This is a genomic window from Rhodopseudomonas palustris (assembly GCF_013415845.1).
In the GTDB taxonomy this organism is placed as follows: Bacteria; Pseudomonadota; Alphaproteobacteria; order Rhizobiales; family Xanthobacteraceae; genus Rhodopseudomonas; species Rhodopseudomonas palustris_F.
In genome coordinates, this window is the sequence record NZ_CP058907.1 from 413,841 (window position 1) to 435,087 (window position 21,247).

The window sequence follows — 21,247 nt, forward strand, 5'->3', positions numbered from 1 at the left end:
CGGCAGATCGCATCGCGGTGCGATTGCCGCGTTGCTTTGCATTGCGCTGTCGTTCGCCGCCTCCGCGGCCCGCGCCGATTGCTACGACCGCGACCGCAGCGGCCATCAGACGCGCTTTCGTCTGGCGGCTGCGGAGGCGATCGACCAGCGTACCGGGCTGATCTGGCAGCGCTGCTCGGTGGGCAAGAGCTGGAGCGACAACGCCGGCTGCAAGGGCGAGGCTGGTTATTTGGGCCTCGATCAGGCGATCGCCGCGGCGAGCGCCGCTGGCAATGGCTGGCGCGTGCCGTCGGGCGCGGAGTTGGAGAGCATCGTCGATACCGACTGCGGCAGCCCGGTGGTCGATACCACGGTGTTTCCCGACATCGTGCCGACCGAGGAAGGCCTGGCCAAATACTGGTCCGTCACGCCGTACGGAATGCTCGACCTGTACTGGAATTTTGACTTTGTCGACGGCCATCCGGACAGCAACAGCCGGGGTATCCGCCTCGCCGTGCGGCTGGTGCGCGCGGCCAAACCCGAAACCAAGCCGAACGCGAACTAAGCGCTGCGGCCAGCCTCAAATCAGCCTCAGGCCCTTGAGACTGGCGTGGCCGTTCTTGCCGACGATGATGTGGTCGTGCACTGCGATGCCGAGAGGCTCGGCGATCGCCACGATCGATTTCGTCATCTGAATATCGGCCTGCGACGGCGTCGGATCGCCCGAGGGGTGATTGTGCACCATGATCACCGCGGTCGCCGACAATTCCAGTCCGCGTTTGACGATCTCGCGCGGATACACCGGCGTGTGGTCGACGGTGCCGACCTGCTGCAGTTCGTCGGCGATGAGCTGGTTGCGCTTGTCGAGGAACAGGATTCGGAACTGCTCCTTGTCGGCGAACGCCATGGTGGTGCGGCAATAGTCGATCACTGCCGACCAGGACGACAGCACGGTTCGCTGCTTCACCTGCCCCTTGGTCACCCGCGCAGCCGCAGCCGCGATCAGTCCGATCTCGATGATGGCGGCTTCGCCGACCCCGCTGACTTCGCGCAGCCGTTCGGCCGGCGCATGCACCGCCTCGGCGAACGAACCGAACCGGGCGATCAGCTCCTTCGCGATCGGTTTGACGTCCCGGCGCGGCAGCGCCCGGAACAGCACCAGTTCGAGCAGTTCGTAGTCGGATAGCGCGTCGGAACCGGCCTCGCGAAACCGCTCCCGCAGCCGCTCGCGATGGCCATGATAATGCGGCGCTTCGGCAAATCCTGGCTGCTGCAGTCGCTCGGCGTTGTCTGTCGGCATGTCCACGGCCGCGCATTTGATGCTGCCACAACCATGCCGTGCCGGGCGGCATTTGCAACCCGAATCCGGCCCTTCTTTCGGGCGCTTAACAGAATCAGTCGGCGCTCGGTAGCCGCCGCATCGTGAATTCGATGGTGTCGCCGGGCAGTTCGCGCCAGCTCTCGACGCTGCTCATGTAGGCCGCCTTCGGCCACGCCTCGAGAAACTCCTTCGCCTTGGCGCGGGCGGCGGGCCTGGGCAGCACGAAGGTCTCGCGCAGAAAGCCGTCGGCAGGCCTGCTGCGCTGCGCCATCCGCGTCGCAAGATCGCGCGGCAAGTCCCGGGGACGATCGACCATGGCGGCGCCTCCGCTGCGCTCCTTCGCACCCAAGATAGTCGGTCCCGGGAACGAATCCGAGTCCTTCGACTTTGAGTCCGGTTCGAGTAGCAGTGGAGTATGCGTCATGGCCCCCCGCGCCAACTGGAAGGGCTTTCTACGGTTGTCCCTGGTGACCTGCCCGGTAGCGCTCTACCCGGCCACGTCGGATTCCGACAAGATCAGCTTCAATCAGATCAACCGCGCCACCGGCCACCGGATCAAGTACCTCAAGGTCGACGCCGAGACCGGCGACGAGGTGCCGACCGACGAGATCATGAAGGGCTATAAGGTCGATACCGACAGCTACATCGAGATCACCAAAGATGAACTCGACAATCTTGCGCTTGAATCGACCCGCACGATCGAGATCGATCAGTTCGTGCCGCGCGCGGAGATCGACGATCTGTATCTGGTGCGCCCCTACTATCTGGTGCCGGACGGCAAGGTCGGCCACGACGCCTATGCGGTGATCCGCGAGACCATCCGGTCGATGGACAAGGTGGCGCTGGCGCGGGTGGTGCTGACCAACCGCGAGCACGTCATCGCGCTGGAGGCGCGCGACAACGGCCTGGTCGGAATGCTGTTGCGCTATCCGTATGAGGTGCGCGATGCCGCCGATTATTTCGACGATATCCAGGACGTGAAGATCACCAAGGACATGCTCGACCTCGCCAAGCACATCGTCGAACAGAAGTCCGGCCATTTTCGGCCGGACCTGTTCGAGGATCACTACGAGACCGCGCTCACCGAACTGATCAACACAAAGATGGCCGGACAGCCGGTCAAGCCGCAGGCCCGTCCGCGCGGGGACAACGTTGTCGATCTGATGGACGCGCTGCGGAGGAGCCTCGGCGAGGGCGGAAAGTCGGTGCCGGCAACTGCATCGAAAAACTCAGGCGCGGACAAGCCCGCCGCCGCCAAACCTGCCAAAGCCAAGAAGCGCAAGACCGCGCCTGGCCAGAAGGAAATGCTGCTGCCGATCTCAGGTGCGGGCGCCAGTAAGGCCAAGGACGAGACCGCGAAGACGAAGAAGCCGGCGCGGAGCCCGGCGACGGTGAAGACGAGGAAGGCTGGTTAGTGGCGCCTCGCCGAGGCTGTGCGAGCAAAGCCTCTCAACGAGTCATTCCGGGGCGCGAGCATAGCTCGCGGACCCGGAATCCATATGCCGCAGCAGCGCGGAGAAGCACCGCGTGAGTCAACCGCGGACCGTGCTTCAATCGAGAGTCTAGGGGTTATGGATTCCGGGTTCGCCGCTGCGTGGCGCCCCGGAATGACGAAGGTGGAAAATCCAGATGGGTCAGGGCGAGAGAGGGCTGTGCCCACGCTAGGCTGACCGTCAGCCCTGGAACGGCGGCTTGTCGAGGCCCTTGGGAGAGGCGGTGAAGATTTCGCAGCCGTCTTCGGTGACGCCGATCGAGTGTTCGAACTGCGCCGACAGAGAGCGGTCGCGGGTCACCGCGGTCCAGCCGTCGGACAGGATCTTCACATAGGGTTTGCCGAGATTGATCATCGGCTCGATGGTGAAGAACATGCCGGGCTTCAGCACCGCACCCTGCCCCGGGCTGCCGACGTGAATGATGTTCGGCTCGTCGTGGAACAGCCGGCCGAGGCCGTGGCCGCAGAAGTCGCGCACCACGCTCATCTGCTGCGGTTCGACGAAGCTCTGGATGGCGTGGCCGATGTCGCCGGTGGTGGCGCCCGGTTTGACGGCCGCGATGCCGCGCAACAGCGACTCGTAGGTGACGTCGATCAGCCGCTCGGCTTTGCGGGCGATCGGGCCGACCGGATACATCCGGCTGGAATCGCCGTACCAGCCGTCGACGATCATGGTCACGTCGACATTGACGATGTCGCCTTCCTTCAGCGGCCGGTCGCCCGGCATGCCGTGGCAGACCACGTGGTTGAGCGAGGTGCAGGTCGAGTAGCGGTAGCCGCGGTACATCAGCGTGGCCGGATAGGCGCCGTTGCTGAAGGCGAAGTCGCGAACGAAATCGTCGATCCGCGAGGTCGGAACCCCCGGCTTGACGATGTCGACGAGTTCGTCGAGGCAGCGCGCCACCACTTGGCCAGCCTTGCGCATACCGGCGAAGCCGGCGGGGCCGTGCAGCTTGATCTGCCCGGTCTTGCGCTGGGCGGTTTCGGTGGCGTCGACGTAGCTCATGCGGACCAGTCTGTTTAAGGGTGATTTGAGCCCAATCTAGTGACCGCAGCCCGATGCAGCAAGCGCGGGCGCCGGCCGTCTGGGTCGCCGGCCGGACATGGCCGCGGTAAGCGGCCTCGGCGGCAATGCTCTCTTGGCGACGCAATCCGGCGACGTTAAGGATGAACAGCACCTTCACCAAATCGCAGAGAGGCAATGGAGTCCCTCGACTCGGTCAGCATCGCCATTCTGCTCGGTTCGGTCCTGGTGATGGCGGGAATCCTGTCGAGCCTGCTGGCGCTGCGGTTCGGCGCGCCGCTGCTGCTCGTGTTCCTGGTCATCGGCATTCTGGCCGGCGAGTCCGGTCCCGGCGGCATCAACTTCAACGATCTCGGCACCACCTACCTCGTCGGCTCGGTCGCGCTGGCGCTGATCCTGTTCGACGGCGGTTTGAAAACGCGATTCTCCAGCATCAAGGCGGTGCTGGCGCCGTCGATGGGGCTGGCCACGGTCGGCGTGCTGCTCACCGCGCTGGTGACCGCGCCGGTTGCCCGATACGCGCTCGATCTGAGCTGGGTCGAAGCGCTGCTGGCGGGCGCTGTCGTCGCCTCGACCGACGCAGCGGCGGTGTTCCTCCTGGTCCATGCCCAGGGGCTGCGGCTGCGCCCGCGCGTCGGTGCGACCCTGGAGGTCGAATCCGGCACCAACGATCCGTTCGCGGTGTTCCTCACCTTGATGCTGGTCGAGCTGATCACGCGCGGTGAAAGCTCGATCCTGCATGTGCTGATCGAGTTCGTCCGCGAGGCCGCGCTCGGCGCGGTGATCGGCGTGGTCGGCGGCCGCGTCGTGGTGATGGCGCTGAACCGGGTGGCGCTACCGCAAGGCCTGCATGCGCCGTTCGTGACCACCGCAGCGCTGGTGGTATTCGGTGCCGCGCAGATGTCGCATGCCTCGGGATTTCTCGCGGTGTATCTCGCCGGCATGATCATCGGCAATCAGCCGACCCGCGCGCACAATTCCGTGGTGGCGTTTCTCGATGCTGCCACCTGGCTGGCGCAGATCGTGATGTTCGTGCTGCTCGGCCTTCTGGTATCGCCGCAGCGGCTGATGGGCAGCATCGGCCCGGCGGTGGTGATCGCGCTCGCCCTGATGCTGGTGGCGCGACCGCTCGCGGTGTTCATCTGCCTGGCGCCGTTCCGCTTCAACTGGCGGGAGCGGCTGTTTATCGCCTGGGTCGGCCTGCGCGGCGCGGTCGCGATCTTTCTGGCGTCGATCCCGATGCTGGTCGGGTTGTCGAAGGCGTATCTGTATTTTGATGTCGCCTTCGTGGTGGTGCTGATCTCGCTGATGCTGCAGGGCTGGACGCTGGCGCCGGCGGCCCGCAAGCTGCTTGTCGCGCTGCCGCGCTCCGATCGCGGCCCGCGCCGTATCGAACTGGATCTGCCCGGCCAGCTCGAACAGCAGCTGGTCGGCTATGCGGTCCGGCCGAAGAGCCTGTATCTGAAGCGCGGCCTGATCCCGTCGTGGTCGAAGCCGACGCTGGTGATCCGCGATCAACGCATTCTCACCCCCGAAGAGGCCGAGCCGGTGGCCCCCGGCGACTACGTCTATCTGCTGGCGCCGCCCGAGAAGGCCGCGGCGCTCGATCGCTTCTTCGTCGACATGCCGCCGTCGACGGCGCCGGATCCGCATCTGCTCGGCGACTTCATCGTGCCGGGCGAGACCTCGCTCGGCGATCTCGCCGCCGCCTACGGAATCAGCGTGCCGCCCGGCCAGGAGGCGCTGACGCTGGCCGATTACTTCGACATCTATCTCGATCAGGCCCCGATGGTCGGCGCGACGCTGCCACTGGATTCGATCGTGCTGGTGGCGCGCAGCCTCGGCGGCGGCCGCGTCAATGTGGTCGGCCTGCGGCTGCCGGAGGAAGAAGACGAAGCTCCGACGCCGACCCGGCTCACCAAAGTCAGGACCAAGCTGTCGGAGGTCTGGTCGTTGCTGGCCGGCGTGTAGCCTGGAACAACTCAAACGAAGTGATTAGTCCGGCTTTTTGTCGGGCGCGTTCAGCACCGTCCGGCATTCGGCCGGCAGTTCCGACAGCGTGAGCTGATGCCGCGGCGGAGGCGGCTTGAGCGGCGGCTTCGGATGCAGCACTGCGTCGCTGAACCAGTAGGCGAAGTCGGAGGCATCGCAGCCTTCGCCCGGCGGCGGTTCGGCCTGCGCTTCGCAGCCCTCGATACCGGCGGGGCAGCGCAGCCGGATGTGGAAGTGGTAATCGTGGCCGTACATCGGCCGCACCTTGTGCAGCCAGCCGCGGTCGCCTTTGGCCTCGCGGCACAGCGCCTTCTTGATCGCAGCGTTGACGAAGATTCGGTCCACCTGTGGCTCCAGCGCCGCGGCGCGGATCACCTTCCAATGCGTCGGCGTCCAGGCCGACGGCTCGATGTCCAGCCGGTCGCTGCGGACCATCATCACCGCCGACATCTCTTCGCGCTCGTTGCGCGACAATTGCCGGTTCGGCATCGGCGTCAGCCAGATATCGGCGTCGAGCCCAACCTGGTGGCTGGCGTGGCCGGTCAGCATCGGCCCGCCGCGCGGCTGGGACATGTCGCCGACCAGGATACCGTTCCAGCCCGCCTGCTCGCGCGCCTTGTCGGCGACTCGCTCGATCAGCCGTACGGTGGCGGGAAGCGCCCACGCCCGATTGCGCGACAGGCGCATCACCTGCCAGCTCGGCCCGTTGATAGGTAGTGAAATGCCGCCGGCCATGCAGCCCTTGGCGTAGAATCCGATCGGGCGGGGCTGTTGCGCGGTTGGGCGCAGCTTGCGGGCGAACAGCTCGCGTGCCGCGAGGTTGGGATCGTCCGGATGCGCCAGCGGAGGCAGCGGTTTGGGATCGAGCGTGCCTTTGTCCTGGGCCACGGCAGCCGGGACGAGCGACATCATCGCAGCAAGTAAGCTGGCGAGCCGGACCGGAGCAGCAAGAATCGCGCGGCGCATTCCATCACTATACCGCACGCGCGCCTGATCTCGACGGGCACGCGGGGGCTTTGGCTTGGCCGGGCGGGGATGACTTCCGCTGAATTCGTCCGTTCTTAAGCCCACGCTAACCTTGCCGGAGTCTGGCGCAATTTGCAGCGCCGGGTGGGCAATCGCTCACCGCGTGGGCAATGTCGGGCTGGAGTCCGCGGAAAGACCGTCGAATCCCTCTGCTGGAGGTTATTCGACACCGTCTTGAACCTGCGACTTGCCTGCCCGGCGAGCACATCCCGGTCCGGCCCGCCCCCTTCCAGCCTGCGACATCCCTGCCGTTATACAATTTTTTCAGACACTTATTGCACAACCAGGGCGTCATTTGCGTGTTGGTGGGGCGTGGTGAATGCCGCAAGTCCGGCTGAAGAAAAAGAAGACGGCCCGAATCCGTCCGCCTGCCGGCAGCGCCAAGCCGCGCCGCAGCGCGCTGCCCGCCCCCAAGACGTTGTCGAAACCGCGCCGGACGGCGCGGCCGGCGGATGTTGCAGAAGGTGAGCGCGCGGTAGCGGCCGCGCTGGAGGAAGCCAGGCGCTCGCACGCGCGGCTGCGTGAGGCGATCGACATCCTGCCCCAAGGTATCGTGTTCCTCGATGCCGAGGGCCGCTACATCCTCTGGAACAAGCGCTACGCCGAGATCTACAAGGCAAGCGCCGATCAGTTCAGTCCCGGCGCGCGGATCCAGGATACGATGCGCATCGGCATCGCGCGCGGCGACTATCCGGAGGCCGAGGGCCGCGAGGAAGAATGGATCGCCGAGCGGCTGCAGCGGATGTTTAATCCCGGCTCCAGCCATGAGCAGGTGCTGGCCGACGGCCGCTGCATCCAGATCGAAGAGCGGACCACTTCCGACGGCGGCATCATCGGCCTGCGCGTCGACATCACCGAGCTGAAGCAGCGCGAAGCCTCGTTCCGGCTGATGTTCGAAAGCAATCCGGTGCCGATGATCGTCTGCGCGGTGAACGACGAACGCATCCTCGCCGTGAACGATGCCGCGGTCGAGCACTACGGCTACTCGCCGTCCGAATTCGCCTCGCTGACGATCCGCCGCCTGCAGGCATTCGAGACCGAGCTGCCCTGGGCCGGCAACCACACCCATGAAGAGCGCACCGCGCGCACCTGGAAGCACGTTAAGGCCGACGGCTCGCTGATCGATCTGGCGATCTACTCCCGTCAGCTCACCTATAATGGCGAGCCCGCGGTGCTGCTGGCGCTGATGGACATCACCGAGCGCAAGCGCGCCGAGATGCGGCTCGCCTTCATGGCGCATCATGACGGCCTCACCGGACTGCCGAACCGCAATTCGCTGCGCAAGCGGCTCGACGAGCTGCTGATTCAGACCCGACGCACCGGCGAGAAGATCGCGGTGCTGTTCGTCGGCATCGACAATTTCAAGGCCGTCAACGACACGCTCGGCCATGCGGTCGGCGACAAGCTGCTGCGCGGTGTCGCCCGCCGGCTGCGCTCGACGCTGCGTGAGGAAGATCCGCTGGCGCGGCTCAACTCCGACGAATTCGCCGTGATCCAGACCGGCATCAAGCGGCCCGAGGATATCGTGCTGCTTGCTAAGCGGCTGCTGCACGCGATCGCCGAGCCCTATCTGCTGCAAGGCCATTCGGTGGTGGTCGGCGCCAGCATCGGCATCGCGGTGGCGCCCGGCGACGGCGACGATTCCGAAAAACTGCTGATGAACGCCGACATGGCGCTGTCGCGCGCCAAGAAAGACACCCGCGGCACCTTCAGCTTCTTCGAAGTGGGGATGGACGCGCGTGCCCAAGCGAGGCGCAAGATCGAGACCGATCTGCGTGCAGCGTTGCAGCACGAAGTGCTGCGCCCTTACTATCAGCCACTGGTCCGCCTCGCCGACGGCCGCATCACAGGTAGCGAAGCGTTGGTACGCTGGCCGCATCCTGAGCGCGGCATGATCTCGCCGGCCGAATTCATTCCGGTCGCCGAAGACACCGGACTGATCAACGCCATCGGCGCGCAGATCCTGCGCTCGGCCTGCATGGATGCTGCGCGCTGGCCGGACGATGTCCGCGTCGCCGTCAACTTGTCGCCGTTGCAGTTCCGGGTCGGCAATCTGCTGTCGGTGGTGATGGATGCGCTGAAGCAATCCGGCCTGCCGCCGCGCCGGCTGGAGCTCGAGATCACCGAAACGCTGCTGCTCGAAAAGAGCAGCCAGGTGCTGGCGACGCTGCATGCGCTGCGCGCCCTCGGGGTGCGGATCTCGATGGACGATTTCGGTACCGGCTATTCGTCGCTGAGCTATTTGCGCAGCTTCCCGTTCGACAAGATCAAGATCGATCAGTCGTTCGTCCGCGGGCTGTGCGACAATCGCGAATCCCAGGCGATCGTGCGCTCGATCATCAGTCTCGGCAACGGCCTCGGCGTCACCATCACGGCCGAGGGCGTCGAAAGCGAGGCGGAGCTGAGCTGGCTGCGTGCAGAAGGCTGCCAGGAGGCGCAAGGCTTCCTGTTCAGCCAGGCCCGCCCGAACGCCGAAATCACCGGGCTACTCGACCTGCAGCAGAGCGGAGCCTCCGCCGGTGCAGAGTTTGCGATGGGATCGGCGCGGGTAGCTTAAACCTCGCGCCGCCTACTACTTGGCCTCGGCGCCGAGGCCCAGCGCGTCGGCCATCACCCGGAACACGTCGGTGTTCTCCAGCGAACCGCGAACGCGGTCGCTGCCGGGGCCGGCGGCGGTCAGGATCACGTCCTCGCCGGAGTGCACGCTGGCATTCATCATCGCCGGCAGATTGCCGATGCGCAGCACCGCCCCGGGCACGCCCTTGTACTTGTCGTTGGCCTTGAAGGTGCCGGGCTTGTCGCCCGCCTCGGTCGGCTGGTTCGGCCCGTCGAGCTTCGGCCGCAGCGTCTCGTAGTGATCCGGAAGACTGGCCGAGAAGATCGCGATGCGCCGGCTGACATCGACGCGGTCCGGATAGCCGTCCGCATCGGGTGCCGGATAGTTCGGAAAGCCGGCGCGTTCGTACACGCCGATCCGCTCGCGCAGCGGCACGTCGTCACCCTCGGCGAGATCGTCGCGCACGGTGCCGACCAGCGCGTTGGGATGGTTGTGATCGGCCACCACCAGGATCAGCGTGTCGTCGCCGCGGGCCTTGGCCCAGTCGCGGGTCTGGCGCACCGCGTTGTCGAGCATGATGGTGTCATAGACGGCGCGCTCCATGTCGAGCGCATGGGCGTATTTGTCGATCAGGCCGGATTCGACCATCAGGAAGAAGCCCGCGTCGTTCTTCGACAGCACATCGAGCGCGACCGCGACCTGCTGGGTCAGATCAGGCTGGTCGGGGTTCTTGGCGACGCCACCACCTTTCAGGAAACGGCGGTCGAGCACGCCGTCCATGTTGCCGGGCGCGAACAGGCCGAGCAGTTTTCGCGGGCCCGTCTTGCTCGCCGCGTCGAGGTCGGTCGTGTTAGTGACGACCGCGTAGCCGGCGTCGCGGAACTTCGCCAGATAATCGATATCATCCTTGCGCTTGCCGTTCGCGCTCTTTGGCAGGAAGTAAGCGGCGCCCCGCCCATCAGCACGTCGGGCTGCGCGGCATAGAACTGCGCGACGATGTCGTCATAAGTCGCGCGGCGGCGGGTGTGGGCGATCACCGCGGCGGGCGTCGCGTCTTCCACTTCGGTGTTGGTGACGATGCCGATCGACAGCCCCAGCCGTCGCTTCGCGACCGACGCAAGCGTTTCCACCTTGGGATCGTCGAGCGGGTCGGGGGTGCGGTCCGCATAGACCCCCATCGCGTTGACGGCGGCCTTGTGGCCGGTCGCGTAGGCGCTGGCCGCATTGGCCGAGTCGGTGATGATCGAGTCGCTGCCCGCGGTCGAGACCAGCGCCATCTGCGGCATATCGTCGATCGCCAGCTTGCCGCCCGCACGGCCTTCCTGAATGCCTTTCGACAGCAGTCGTGCCGCCACCCGATGCGCCGGCGACAGCCCGTCGCCGATAAACAGGATCACGTTCTTGGCCCAGCGTGGCCCGGTGTCGTACACGGTCCAGCTCACGCTGCGGCGCGCAGCGCCGTCGCCGGCTTCGACGGTGTAGCGGCCGGGCGTGCTCAGCGTCACGTCGCGCAGCAACAGCGCCGATCGCGGCTGGCCCGCTTCTTGCGCGATCAGCTCCGGCGCCTTGCCGAACACGCTCGCGGCGTCAGCGCCATTGATGGTGATGCTGGCTTTATCGGCGGTGACTTCGCCGGCGAATTCGACCTTGAGGTCGAATCTGGTGCCGGCCAGGATCTCGGCGCGGTCGATTGGATAAATGGTTTGGGCCGAAGCGGCTGAAACGAACATCAGTGACGCAAACGCCGTCGCGACAATATGCTTGGTCATCATAAACGGTCCTGATTGGCGCGCGGACCGTATGAGCGGCAAATGACGGCTGGATGACGAAGGCGCATGGCGGTGGCTGTTGCTCGATCTTAGCAACCAACCACGCATGTCATTCCGGGGCGCGTGAGCGCAAGCTCGCGCGAACCCGGAATCTCGACGTTTGGGGCACTGCCGGTCGTTCAACAACCTCGAGATTCCGGGTTCGCGAGCTGCGCTCGCGCCCCGGAATGACGGTGAGTTGCTATCAGCCCTTGTCGTTTTCCAGCTGCGGGATCGGCGTGCCTTCGCCGGACGACAGCAGGCCGGTCTTGGCGTAGAGGCCGAGCTTGGCGCGGGTGTCGGTGATGTCGAGGTTGCGCATAGTGAGCTGGCCGATGCGGTCGGCCGGCGTGAACGGCGCGTCCTCGACCTTCTCCATGCTCAGCCGCTCCGGCGCGTAGGTCAGGTTCGGGCTGACGGTGTTGAGGATCGAGTAGTCGTTGCCGCGGCGCAGTTCGAGCGTCACCTCGCCGGTGATGGCACGGGCGACCCAGCGCTGCGCAGTCTCGCGCAGCATCAAAGCCTGCGAGTCGAACCAGCGGCCCTGATACAGCAGCCGGCCGAGCTTCATGCCGTTGATGCGGTACTGCTCGATGGTGTCTTCGTTGTGAATGCCGGTGACCAGCCGCTCATAGGCGATGTGCAGCAGCGCCATGCCGGGCGCCTCGTAGATGCCGCGGCTCTTGGCCTCGATGATGCGGTTCTCGATCTGGTCGCTCATGCCGAGGCCGTGACGTCCGCCGATGGCATTGGCTTCGTAGAACATCGCGACCGGATCAGTGAAAGTCTGGCCATTGAGCGCGACCGGCTGGCCTTCCTCGAACCGCACCGTGACGGCTTCGGCTTTCACCGCGCAGTCGTCCCGCCAGAACGGCACGCCCATGATCGGGTTGACGATCTTGATGCCGCTGTCGAGATGTTCGAGGTCCTTGGCCTCGTGGGTGGCGCCGAGCAGGTTGCTGTCGGTGGAGTACGCCTTTTCGGCGCTCATCTTGTAGGCGAAGCCGTGCGAAGTCATGAATGCCGACATCTCGGCGCGGCCGCCGAGCTCGTCGATGAACTGCTGGTCGAGCCAGGGCTTGTAGATCCGCAAGGCCGGATTGGTCAGCAGGCCGTACCGGTAGAACCGCTCGATGTCGTTGCCCTTGTAGGTCGAGCCGTCGCCCCAGATGTTGACGCCGTCTTCCTTCATCGCCGACACCAGCATGGTGCCGGTCACGGCGCGGCCGAGCGGGGTGGTGTTGAAATACGCGATGCCACCGGTCGAGACGTGGAAGGCGCCGGCCTGGATCGCCGCGATGCCTTCGTGCACCAGCTGGGTGCGGCAATCGACCAGCCGGGCTTTCTCGGCGCCGAACTCCATCGCCTTGCGCGGGATCGCGTCGTAGTCGGCCTCGTCGGGCTGGCCGAGGTTCGCCGTATAGGCGAACACCTTGGCGCCCTTCTGCTTCATCCACAGCAGCGCCGCGCTGGTATCGAGACCCCCTGAGAAAGCGATGCCGACGTTTTCGCCCTTGGGCAGGCTTTTCAAGATCGTAGTCATTGGAAGTCCCAATCGGTTGAAGCAGTTGCGGTTGCTGCGCGCATATCAAACTTCGCGGCCAGCGGCACGCGTTTAATCGCGGCGGAGGTGCGGATGCGGCTCAGGCGGCCGGCGCCGGGCCGATGTCCTGGCCGCGCCATTTCTTCAGCCGCAGCCGGTACAGCGGCCAGAACGCGCGGGTCAGCGCCGCGTCGATCGCCTCGTCCGAGGTCTGGCTCCAGGCCCAGCGGTAGATCAGTGCGTAAAGCAGCCAGATCACCAGGAAGGTGACGAGGCCGGCGATGGCCACATCCGTGAAGAAGTGTCCGCCGAATGCCATCCGCAGGCCGCTGGTGACGGTGCCGAAGGTGAAGGCCGCCGCATAGGCGTAGGGGCGCACCGCCGGCGGGGTCAGCGCCGCGGGCGCGAAGGTCCAATAGGCGGTGGCGCCCTCGCCGGAGAAGAACGAGCAGTTCTTCGGGCAGGCGCCGGAATTGTCCCACCACGCCTTGAACTGCCACGGGCCATTGAATTCGGTCACCGCGGCCGGCCGCGGCCGGCCCCAATGGCTCTTGAAGGTCATGTTGGTGAGGACGCCGGCCGACAGCGTGATGCTGATCAGCAGAAACGCCACCGTACGGCCGGGCATCACCAGCGGCCGGTCCGGCCGGATCATCTTATAGACCAGCGCGAAGATCGACGGCGCCGCGATCGCCCAGGCGACCCACATCGCAAAGTCGCGGGCGAATTCGAGATCCGGCATCGCGCGCATCGGGAAGGTCTTGGCGGCCGTGTCGTAGAACAGGCCGGCCAGCCACAGGTCGAGGCCCGGAAACAGACCGAACGTCAGCCCGATGCCGGCGAACAGCGCCAGCGCGATGAGAAGTCCGTTGCGGTTCATGGGGCGCGGTTTACCGGAGGCGGTTCGGGTTGGGAAGGCGGCAAGGGCGCACGCCGGCGCGGCGGATCGCGCCAGGCGCCAGCGTTGCGGCCAGCGACCAGCCAATACACCATGCCGCCGACGATGCCGGCCCCGGTCATGATTTCGAGGTGGCGGCGGATGATGCCATCGAAATGCAGCGTCGCGGGATCGAACGGCACCAGGCCGAGATAGCAGGCCACTCCGACCAGGCCCCCGCCGATCGCATAGGCCAGCGCGCTGCGGATCGAGAACGCCTCGGTGATCAGCACCACCACCAGCGCCGGCAGCAGGGCGAAGCCGGACACGAAGATGAAGCCGAAGCCCATCATGATATTCAGCGCGTCGGGGTCGATCGGGCCGTCGGCGATCTGGCTCAGCTCGGGAAACAGCAGCATCCCGACCACCACCAGGCCGGCGGCGATCGAGGCGAGCAGAAAGCCGATCGCGATCACGAACAGGCGGCCGAGCAATGCCATCAGTGGGGTGCTCCGGAAGCTTGCTGCGCTGCCATCCGCGCCCTGGTGTCGTTGTCGAGTTCGGCGCGGATCGCGCTCACCAGCGGATGAACTGCGGTGTGCCTGGCGCCGTAATCGAGATTGAACGCGTAGTCGAAGTCGGCCGGGTTGAGGCCCTGGGTGTGTTGCAGGATGGTCTCCAGCTTATCGAGCCCCTTGGCGAGCCGTCCTTCCGGCGAGGCTCCGGTCTCGTAGTCGTGCCACAAACCCAGAAGCTCGGCGCGGCGGTTATCGTCGAGCGACTGCGTCAGAGTTTCGATATCGGCGCGCTCCCGTGCGACTCTGTCGTCACCCTCCACCTGGGCCACCGCCGGCACGTCGCCGTGCAGGGCTTCGCCGAGGTCGTGGACGATGCAGATCTTCAAAAGGCGAGCGACGTCGATATCGCCGAGCCCGTCGGCGAGCAGCATCGCCATCAGGCACAGACGCCAGGTGTGTTCGGCGGTGCTCTCGGGGCGGCCGGTGGACGTGTACCCGCTGCGGATCACGCTCTTGAGCCGCTCGGCTTCCCGCAGGAAGGCGAGCACGCCCTTGATCTCGTTGGCGGGCAGCATTGGATCAGTCCGTCATCGCCATCGCGCGGAGCGCGTTGCGTTCGCGCACCGAGAGCTTTTCGGTTTCGGACTTGAGCTGGCCGCAGGCCGCCAGAATGTCGCGGCCGCGCGGGGTGCGCACCGGCGACGAGTAGCCGGCGTTGAAAATGTATTCCGAGAACTTCTCGATCTGGTCCCAGTCCGAGCACTCGTAGTTCGAGCCCGGCCATGGATTGAACGGGATCAGATTGATCTTGGCCGGAATTCCCTTGAGCAACTGTACCAGCTTGCGCGCATCGTCGAGCGAGTCGTTGACGCCCTTCAGCATCACGTATTCGAAGGTGATGCGGCGAGCGTTGGACGCGCCCGGATAGTCGCGGCAGGCCTGCAGCAATTCCTTCAGCGGATATTTGCGGTTCAGCGGCACCAGCTCGTCGCGGAGTTCGTCGCGCACCGCGTGCAGCGAGATCGCCAGCATCACGCCGATCTCGTCGCCGGTCCGCTTGATGTTCGGCACCACGCCGGAGGTCGACAGCGTGATCCGCCGCCGCGAGATGCCGATGCCTTCATTGTCGGAGACGATCAGCAGCGCGTCGCGCACCGCATCGAAATTGTACAGCGGCTCGCCCATCCCCATCATCACGATGTTGGTGATCAGGCGGTTGCCGTTCGGGGTCTCGCGGTCGATCCAGTCACCCAGCCGGTCGCGCGCCACCATCACTTGGCCGACGATCTCGCCGGCAGTGAGGTTGCGCACCAGGCGCTGGGTGCCGGTGTGACAGAACGCGCAATTCAGGGTGCAGCCGACCTGGCTGGAGACGCACAGCGTGCCGCGGTCGGTCTCCGGGATATAGACGCACTCGACCTCGTGAGCCTTCTGGCCGTCGCCGCCGCTCGGCAGCCGCAGCAGCCATTTGCGGGTGCCGTCGGCCGAAATCTGCTCGGCCACAACTTCGGGCCGGTCGACCGTGAAGTGCTCCGCCAGCGTTGCCCGCATCTCCTTGGAGACATTGGTCATTTCGGAGAAGTCACGGGCGCCACGGACATACATCCAGTGCCAGAGCTGCTGCGCCCGCATCTTGCGCTGGGGCGGCGCCACCCCGACGTCGCCGAGCCGGTCGCACAATTGCGCCCGCGACAGCCCGATCAGCGACGGCTTGGCCGGCGGCACATAGGTTTCCAGCGGGGTCTTCTCGACCAGGGCCGAGGCTGCAGAAGGCGTCATCGCATCACGTTCAGGTTGGTGGCCGGCCAATCCGCGCCGGGCGTGCAGAGCGGGGCACAAGCCGCCGGTCGCCATGCATATAAGAACCCGCCGCCCGGTTGTCGCCGGCTGGCGGGTCGTCTGTGCCGGAATGCTTTACCGAACGGGGCGGCCGGCCTCAATAGCGGCGGCCCGCGGGGCGGGCTCTCAGCTGCCGCAGGCCTGCGCCACCTTGTCGAGCGCCTGGGCCAGCCCCTTCAGCGAAAACACGTCAGTGCTGGCGGTTCCCTTGGCGGAGACACCCTTGACGGTGATTTCGGCGCCGCGGCGCATCGCCTCGACCAGCCGTTCTTCCTCGGCGGCGTTCTTGATCCAGATGCCGTCGCCCTGAGTGTACATCGCGAACGAGCTACCGGCGACCTCGATGGCCGATTCCGAGCCCGGCTTCAGCGGATAGCCGACCATCACCGAGACCTCGTTGACCACCTTTTCGGACGGCCGGGTCGAGATGAACGCATAGGCCGGATCGCGCGGCCGGTTCGGCGGGGTGGTCTTCGAGGACGAGGGCTTGGCCAGCGCGAAGCACACCTTCTTGCCGCCGGGGGACGCCGTATAGGCGCCCCAGCTGCCGAACTGGCCGATCAGCGTCGGCTCCCCGCCGCCCGAGGCGGCCGCCGGCGTCGCGGCCGGTTTGCCCTTGGCTTCGCGCGCCACTGCAGCGTTGCCCGCTGCAACCATCAATGAACCCGCCAACGCGGCAATCAGCATTCGCCTCATGATCATGGGCAAGTCTGGTCCCTCATCATTGTGACTGCAAAATGGCTCGCGGGGGTCGCTGGTCACGACGCCCGGAATAACCGGGCCGGTCGATTCTGGAAAGCCGTCAGCGGGCGTTGCTCACCGCCGATCGGCCTCGGCATGTAGCTGGCGTACCGTCAGGATTTGGCCCGCCCGGCCCGATGCGCGGACCATTGCTGATCGTTCCATTGCAGCAGGTCTTCGGCGCCGGAGCTGCGCAGATGGGTGCCGCCGTCCTGCACCACCATCTCGCCGGTGATGTAGCCGGCCTGATCGGAGATCAGGAAGCTGGCGAGATTGGCGAGTTCGTCGTGGCGACCGACTCGGCCGAGTGGCACCCGGTCCGCCGGATTGGCGGAGCGGCCGTCGGGCCTGAGCTGCGCGGTTGCACCCGCGGTCGGAAATGCACCCGGCGCGATCGCCACCAACCGGATCTGCTTCGGTCCCCATTCGACCGCGAGGCTCTTGGTCATCGCCAGCACCGCCGACTTGGCCATTGCTGACGGCACCGTGAAGGCGCGGCCGGTGATCGTCGAGGTCGACAGGATGCTGAGCACGACGCCCGCATGTTCGCCGTCGATCCAGCGCCGGCCGGCGCCGAGCGTGCAGTACATCGCGCCGTGCAGCGTCGGCGCCAGGATCGCGTCGGCGGCACGCGCCGACAGGCGTTCGGTCTGTGCGATGAAGGTCGCAGCGGCGTTGTTGACCAGTACGTCAAGCGGCGCCGTGCGCCAGATCTCGTCGAGCATGGCTTCGACCGCTTGCGGATCGCGCACGTCGCACACGATGGTGTCGACTTGGTTGCCGTGTGACCGGAGTTGCTCCGCGGTCTCTTGCAGCACCTCGGCGCGTCGGCCGCACAGCACCAGCGACGCACCGAGTTCGGCAAAGCGTGCCGCCATCGCGGCGCCGAGTCCGGAGCCGCCGCCGGTAATCAGAATCCGTCTGTTCGCGAGCAGTCCAGCCTCGAACATCGCGCGCCTCCTTGATTAACCGCGAAGCGGAATTCGTGCGGAATTAGTCCCACATGCAGCGTCATGCCCGGACTTGATCCGGGCATCCATCATCTTTCGAGAACGGATGGATTGCCGGGTCAAGCCCGGCAATGACGACACGGCAGAGCGCGCGGGCCGAATCCGATTGTCCCTCGCGTGCAAATCCGGCAGAACGGCAGGCAATCAGAAACCTCGCACCCGGGTGGATACATGAAGGCTATTCTCTGCCAGCAATATTGCGGTCCCGACGATCTCGTTTACGCCGACGTGCCCGATCCGGTCGCCGGCCCCGGTGAAGCGGTGATCGCGGTCAAGGCGGCGGCGCTGAACTTCTTCGACATCCTGATGATCCAAGGCAAGTACCAGATCAAGCCGCCGTTCCCGTTCTCGCCGGGTGCGGAAGTCGCGGGCGTGATCGAAAGCGTCGGCGAAGGCGTCACCGACCTGAAGGTCGGCGATCGCGTGGTGGCCTCGTGCGGTCACAATGGCGCGCGCGAGAAGATCGCGCTGCCGGCACAGATGATCGTGAAGATTCCCGATAATCTCGATTTCGACCGCGCCGCCGGCATCATCATTATCTACGGCACCGCGCTGCATGCGCTGGAAGACCGCGCCAGCCCGAAGCCGGGCGAGACGCTGGCGGTGCTCGGCGCTGCCGGCGGCACCGGCCTCGCAGCCTGCGAGCTCGGCAAGCTGATGGGCCTCAAAGTGATCGCCTGCGCCTCGTCGGAGGAGAAGCTGGCTTTCGCCAAGCAGCACGGCGCCGAACTGACGCTGAACTACGCGACCGAAGATCTGAAAGAGGGTCTGAAGAAGCTGACCGGCGGCAAGGGCGTCGACATCATCTTCGATCCGGTCGGAGGCACGTACGCCGAGGCTGCGTTGCGCTCGATCGCCTGGGAAGGCCGCTTCCTGGTGATCGGCTTTGCGGCCGGCGACATTCCGAAGATGCCGCTCAACCTCGCGCTGCTGAAGGGCTGCGATATCCGCGGCGTGTTCTGGGGCGCGTGGACCCGGCTCAATCCGGAGAAGAACCGCGCCAATCTCGAGAAGCTGGTCAAGTGGGCGGCCGAGGGCAAGATTTCCTCGCACGTCGACCGCACCTTCCCGCTGGCGCAGACCGCCGACGCCCTCAAGGTGCTCGCCGGCCGTCAGGCGATGGGCAAGGTGATCCTGCATCCGTGAGAATGCTGAATCGTAGGGTGGGTTAGCGCGCAGCGCGTAACCCACCGATTCACATCACCGCGCGAAGATGGTGGGTTACGACGCAAGAGCGCCTAACCCACCCTTGTATCAGCGAGCTACGAGTGATCGCCGTTACGCCGGCATCAACTCCGGCCTCGTAGCCGCGGCGGGCTCGCTTGCGACCGGTTGCGCGCTCGCCAGCAGTCCCGGCATCAGCGCTTCAGCAGCCTCGGCGCCCGATATCACCACGGCCTCGATGCCGGCGCCGATATTGCCGCCGCCCGCGATGACAAGATTGCGCAGCGGCGACTTCGAGCCTTTGAGCTGCCCGGCGTGCGACATGCCGTAGATCGAACCGAAGCTGGCCCAATCGTAGCGCGCGTAGGTCACCGGGCTCGCATCGGTACGGTACACGATGTGCTGCGACAGGTTGGGGATCACGGTTTCGGCCGCCGCGATCATGCGGTCGCCGAGCTCCTGTTTGCGGCGCAGATACGCCTCCGAACGCCGCCAGGATTTCCAGTCGTGTTCGGGCTCCGGCGGAAACCAGCTTTTCGCCTCCGCGTGGGGCACCAGATGAATCAGCGACAGGATCGAGTGTCCTGCTGGTGCGGCGGTTGGGTCGAGCTTCGACATCATCGCCAGCCCGACCCGCATCGGCGCGTGCAGATGCACCGACGGGCGGATGTCCGGCACGCAGTCGAGCCCGAGATACACGCTGAAGCAGGAATTTGCCGGCGCCGCCTCGGTAATCCAGCGCCGGGCGTGCTGCGGCAGCGCCTCGGATGGGACGAGGTCGAGCAGCGTGCGCCTCAGGTCGGCATTGGAGATCACCGCGCGGGCCCGCACCGTCGCCCCGTTGCCGAGCACCACGCCGGCGGCCGTGTCGTTCTCAACCAGGATGCGTGCCACGGGCGACTTGAGGTTTACCTCGCCGCCGCGCGCCTCGATCGCCGCGACTAGCGCGTCGGAGACGACGCCCGAGCCGCCGCGCGGATAGTAGCCGCCGTGGAAGTAATAGCCGAAGATCGGCACCATCCGGGCGCAGGTCGGCGGCTCGCTGCCGTCACCGATGTAGCCGGCGAGGCCGTTGATGAACGCCACCGCCGCGGGATCCTGGACATAGGTCGCGACTAGGTCCGCGAACGGCCGATTCATCCAGCGATAGGCGTGCGGGTGGTTGCGCGGAAATGCCAGCAGCTCATCGATGCTCGACGGCATTCCAGGCACGCCGCCGCGGCCGGCGGCGGTCGCGAACATGTCGTCGAAGATCGCTTTGATCTCGTCGAACAGGGCCGAGAGGCGGGCGGCGCTGGCCGGAAACCGCTCACCAAGCAGCCGGACGTAGTCGCGCCAGTCCGCTGGAACCTCAATCGCGCCCGCCTGGGTGTGGAAGCTGTGCGTCACCCGCTCCCAGGTGATGCGATTCCCAACGCCGAGCCGCTGCAGCAGCGTCGCGAACGGCCCGCCCGGCTGCACGCCGGAGAAGTCGTGCGGTCCGGCGTCGAACCGGTACAGCACCGGCCGGCCGCGATGATGCGCCTTGCGCAAATAAGTGTGGCAATAGCCGCCGGCGACGACGTGCTGCTCGAACACTTTCACCTTCAGCCCGGCGTCGGCGAGCAGCGCCGCCGCCGTCAGGCCGCCAATGCCGGAGCCGATCACCACGACGTCGCAATCCTGCCCCTCGAACGGCGCGAACGACGGCGCCGGCCAGCGATAGCTTTCCCGCGACGCCGCCATTCGGTTCAGGATCAGGTGAATGGCCAGCTTCGGTCCGAAGATCGAGATCAGCGCGCCGACGCTGACGATGGCGGTGATGACCTCGCCCGGCGCGTCGACATAGCGGCAGGCGGCAATCGCGCCGAACAGCACCGCCCAGAGAGCGGTGATCGCAGCATTGACCAGGAAGAACTGCGGCGTGTCGGCGTTGTCCGGATGGGCGGCGCGCGAATAGTCGGAGGTCCAGGGCCGCTTTGCCGCTAGGCTGAGCGCGCTGATCCCGGCCAGCCCCGCGAACGACAGCCACAGCGCGTTGCCGGCGGCGACAGCAGGCGCGATCAGTGAGAGCGCTGCGAGAGCTGCGAATAGCGCCAGCCCGCCGGCTTCGAGCACGAACAGCTCGCTGCGATACGCCCGCCAGGCATTACCCGCCAGAGACAGCCCGAGGCCGAGCCAGATCGCCCAGGAGGGTTGATGGAGCGCCAGCAGTGCCCAGAACACCGCAAAGGGAACCAGGACCAGCTTCACCGTCAGGAAGGTCTTCATGCTGCCTCCGGGGCTCAGGGTCCGCTAAAAACCGGCTTTGACCTCGGTTCTGCTTGCGGTACCACTTGGTACCAATCCTATCACATCTGGTACTGAATGGTACCAG

The 21,247-nt window shown here is 66.0% G+C and carries 17 protein-coding genes and 1 pseudogene; 5 read left to right on the top strand and 13 right to left on the bottom strand.

Annotation, left to right across the window (positions count from 1 at the left end; genetic code table 11):
• Positions 1-31 precede the first annotated feature (31 nt).
• A complete protein-coding gene (locus tag HZF03_RS01950; RefSeq protein ID WP_234906865.1) occupies positions 32-544 on the top strand; it encodes an Lcl C-terminal domain-containing protein in 513 nt (170 codons plus the stop codon).
• 15 nt (positions 545-559) lie between these two features.
• Here the strand turns inward: HZF03_RS01950 and radC are convergent, their stop codons facing one another.
• Together radC and HZF03_RS01960 are read right to left on the bottom strand one after the other, a co-directional pair.
• The gene (gene radC, locus HZF03_RS01955; RefSeq protein ID WP_012494114.1) at positions 560-1,279 is read right to left on the bottom strand and encodes a RadC family protein; all 720 of its coding nucleotides are present in this window, start codon (positions 1,277-1,279) and stop codon (positions 560-562) included.
• Between the two features lie 94 nt (positions 1,280-1,373).
• Positions 1,374-1,616: a hypothetical protein gene (locus tag HZF03_RS01960; RefSeq protein ID WP_012494115.1), complete on the bottom strand. Its 243-nt coding sequence runs from the start codon at positions 1,614-1,616 to the stop codon at positions 1,374-1,376.
• 106 nt (positions 1,617-1,722) lie between these two features.
• Here HZF03_RS01960 and ku point away from each other — a divergent pair, with 106 nt between their 5' ends.
• Positions 1,723-2,715 carry a non-homologous end joining protein Ku gene (gene ku, locus HZF03_RS01965; protein ID WP_119017595.1) on the top strand — a complete coding sequence of 331 codons (993 nt, stop codon included), beginning with the start codon at positions 1,723-1,725 and terminating at the stop codon, positions 2,713-2,715.
• 258 nt (positions 2,716-2,973) lie between these two features.
• On the opposite strand, the gene map is transcribed toward ku, so the two are convergent.
• On the bottom strand, positions 2,974-3,798 hold the full coding sequence (gene map / locus HZF03_RS01970) for a type I methionyl aminopeptidase (protein ID WP_119017594.1): 825 nt from the start codon (positions 3,796-3,798) through the stop codon (positions 2,974-2,976).
• A 195-nt stretch (positions 3,799-3,993) separates the two neighbouring features.
• Here map and HZF03_RS01975 point away from each other — a divergent pair, with 195 nt between their 5' ends.
• The gene (locus HZF03_RS01975; RefSeq protein WP_119017593.1) at positions 3,994-5,787 is read left to right on the top strand and encodes a potassium/proton antiporter; all 1,794 of its coding nucleotides are present in this window, start codon (positions 3,994-3,996) and stop codon (positions 5,785-5,787) included.
• A 24-nt stretch (positions 5,788-5,811) separates the two neighbouring features.
• Here the strand turns inward: HZF03_RS01975 and mepA are convergent, their stop codons facing one another.
• Positions 5,812-6,774, bottom strand: coding sequence for a penicillin-insensitive murein endopeptidase (mepA, locus tag HZF03_RS01980; protein WP_119017592.1), 963 nt, complete (start codon positions 6,772-6,774; stop codon positions 5,812-5,814).
• A 379-nt stretch (positions 6,775-7,153) separates the two neighbouring features.
• Here mepA and HZF03_RS01985 point away from each other — a divergent pair, with 379 nt between their 5' ends.
• Positions 7,154-9,391 (top strand): putative bifunctional diguanylate cyclase/phosphodiesterase, encoded by a 2,238-nt coding sequence (locus tag HZF03_RS01985; protein ID WP_011155958.1) that lies wholly within the window; start codon positions 7,154-7,156, stop codon positions 9,389-9,391.
• Between the two features lie 15 nt (positions 9,392-9,406).
• Here the strand turns inward: HZF03_RS01985 and HZF03_RS01990 are convergent.
• From HZF03_RS01990 to HZF03_RS02025, 8 genes and pseudogenes are all read right to left on the bottom strand, one after another.
• Positions 9,407-11,163 (bottom strand): annotated as a pseudogene (locus tag HZF03_RS01990) (alkaline phosphatase).
• A 241-nt stretch (positions 11,164-11,404) separates the two neighbouring features.
• Positions 11,405-12,742: an argininosuccinate synthase gene (gene argG, locus HZF03_RS01995; protein ID WP_119017591.1), complete on the bottom strand. Its 1,338-nt coding sequence runs from the start codon at positions 12,740-12,742 to the stop codon at positions 11,405-11,407.
• Positions 12,743-12,842: 100 nt separating this feature from the next.
• On the bottom strand, positions 12,843-13,622 hold the full coding sequence (locus tag HZF03_RS02000; RefSeq protein WP_119017590.1) for a phosphatase PAP2 family protein: 780 nt from the start codon (positions 13,620-13,622) through the stop codon (positions 12,843-12,845).
• The gene (locus HZF03_RS02005) at positions 13,619-14,119 is read right to left on the bottom strand and encodes a hypothetical protein (protein WP_011155962.1); all 501 of its coding nucleotides are present in this window, start codon (positions 14,117-14,119) and stop codon (positions 13,619-13,621) included. The genes HZF03_RS02000 and HZF03_RS02005 overlap by 4 nt, the downstream gene beginning before the upstream one ends.
• Complete coding sequence (locus HZF03_RS02010; protein WP_119017589.1) at positions 14,119-14,712, bottom strand: HD domain-containing protein; 594 nt, start codon at positions 14,710-14,712, stop codon at positions 14,119-14,121. The genes HZF03_RS02005 and HZF03_RS02010 overlap by 1 nt, the downstream gene beginning before the upstream one ends.
• A gap of 4 nt (positions 14,713-14,716) precedes the next feature.
• The gene (gene rlmN, locus HZF03_RS02015) at positions 14,717-15,916 is read right to left on the bottom strand and encodes a dual-specificity RNA methyltransferase RlmN (protein WP_119017588.1); all 1,200 of its coding nucleotides are present in this window, start codon (positions 15,914-15,916) and stop codon (positions 14,717-14,719) included.
• 186 nt (positions 15,917-16,102) lie between these two features.
• Positions 16,103-16,633, bottom strand: a complete 531-nt coding sequence (locus HZF03_RS02020) for an invasion associated locus B family protein (RefSeq protein WP_420853836.1) — start codon at positions 16,631-16,633, stop codon at positions 16,103-16,105.
• Positions 16,634-16,830: 197 nt separating this feature from the next.
• On the bottom strand, positions 16,831-17,667 hold the full coding sequence (locus tag HZF03_RS02025; protein WP_119017587.1) for an SDR family oxidoreductase: 837 nt from the start codon (positions 17,665-17,667) through the stop codon (positions 16,831-16,833).
• Between the two features lie 231 nt (positions 17,668-17,898).
• Here HZF03_RS02025 and HZF03_RS02030 point away from each other — a divergent pair, with 231 nt between their 5' ends.
• Positions 17,899-18,873, top strand: a complete 975-nt coding sequence (locus HZF03_RS02030) for an NADPH:quinone oxidoreductase family protein (protein ID WP_011155968.1) — start codon at positions 17,899-17,901, stop codon at positions 18,871-18,873.
• Between the two features lie 132 nt (positions 18,874-19,005).
• Here HZF03_RS02030 and HZF03_RS02035 read toward each other — a convergent pair whose 3' ends face one another.
• Positions 19,006-21,141 (bottom strand): phytoene desaturase family protein, encoded by a 2,136-nt coding sequence (locus HZF03_RS02035; RefSeq protein ID WP_119017586.1) that lies wholly within the window; start codon positions 21,139-21,141, stop codon positions 19,006-19,008.
• Positions 21,142-21,247 lie beyond the last annotated feature (106 nt).

Bases quoted from the DNA above. Each gene is read 5' to 3' on its own strand.
- radC (WP_012494114.1), bottom strand. From the start codon at position 1,279: ATGCCGACAGACAACGCCGAGCGACTGCAGCAGCCAGGATTTGCCGAA.
- HZF03_RS01960 (WP_012494115.1), bottom strand. From the start codon at position 1,616: ATGGTCGATCGTCCCCGGGACTTGCCGCGCGATCTTGCGACGCGGATG.
- ku (WP_119017595.1), top strand. From the start codon at position 1,723: ATGGCCCCCCGCGCCAACTGGAAGGGCTTTCTACGGTTGTCCCTGGTG.
- map (WP_119017594.1), bottom strand. From the start codon at position 3,798: ATGAGCTACGTCGACGCCACCGAAACCGCCCAGCGCAAGACCGGGCAG.
- HZF03_RS01975 (WP_119017593.1), top strand. From the start codon at position 3,994: ATGGAGTCCCTCGACTCGGTCAGCATCGCCATTCTGCTCGGTTCGGTC.
- mepA (WP_119017592.1), bottom strand. From the start codon at position 6,774: ATGCGCCGCGCGATTCTTGCTGCTCCGGTCCGGCTCGCCAGCTTACTT.
- HZF03_RS01985 (WP_011155958.1), top strand. From the start codon at position 7,154: ATGCCGCAAGTCCGGCTGAAGAAAAAGAAGACGGCCCGAATCCGTCCG.
- argG (WP_119017591.1), bottom strand. From the start codon at position 12,742: ATGACTACGATCTTGAAAAGCCTGCCCAAGGGCGAAAACGTCGGCATC.
- HZF03_RS02000 (WP_119017590.1), bottom strand. From the start codon at position 13,622: ATGAACCGCAACGGACTTCTCATCGCGCTGGCGCTGTTCGCCGGCATC.
- HZF03_RS02005 (WP_011155962.1), bottom strand. From the start codon at position 14,119: ATGGCATTGCTCGGCCGCCTGTTCGTGATCGCGATCGGCTTTCTGCTC.
- HZF03_RS02010 (WP_119017589.1), bottom strand. From the start codon at position 14,712: ATGCTGCCCGCCAACGAGATCAAGGGCGTGCTCGCCTTCCTGCGGGAA.
- rlmN (WP_119017588.1), bottom strand. From the start codon at position 15,916: ATGACGCCTTCTGCAGCCTCGGCCCTGGTCGAGAAGACCCCGCTGGAA.
- HZF03_RS02020 (WP_420853836.1), bottom strand. From the start codon at position 16,633: ATGGTTGCAGCGGGCAACGCTGCAGTGGCGCGCGAAGCCAAGGGCAAA.
- HZF03_RS02025 (WP_119017587.1), bottom strand. From the start codon at position 17,667: ATGTTCGAGGCTGGACTGCTCGCGAACAGACGGATTCTGATTACCGGC.
- HZF03_RS02030 (WP_011155968.1), top strand. From the start codon at position 17,899: ATGAAGGCTATTCTCTGCCAGCAATATTGCGGTCCCGACGATCTCGTT.
- HZF03_RS02035 (WP_119017586.1), bottom strand. From the start codon at position 21,141: ATGAAGACCTTCCTGACGGTGAAGCTGGTCCTGGTTCCCTTTGCGGTG.